At 61.8% G+C, this 304-nt stretch carries 1 pseudogene; it reads left to right on the forward strand.

Going from position 1 to position 304, the window contains the following annotated elements:
* Window positions 1–304: pseudogene (locus tag AC0L20_RS40610) on the forward strand (N-methylproline demethylase); the annotation flags it as partial.

The raw sequence follows: 304 nt of genomic DNA on the forward strand, positions 1-304 counted from the left end.
GCGCAGAACATCAAGGACCCGAACCAGGCCACGCGCATTCTGGAAGGCGGCTATGTGGACATGGTCGGCATGACCCGTGCGCACATCGCCGACCCGCACCTGATCGCCAAGATCAAGATGGGCCAGATCGACCAGATCAAACAGTGCGTCGGCGCCAACTACTGCATCGATCGCCAGTACCAGGGCCTGGATGTGCTGTGCATCCAGAACGCCGCGACCTCCCGTGAATACATGGGTGTGCCGCACATTATCGAAAAATCCACCGGGCCCAGGCGAAAAGTGGTGGTCGTGGGGGCGGGCCCGG

The sequence above is a fragment of the Bradyrhizobium sp. Kon58 genome (assembly GCF_055807455.1).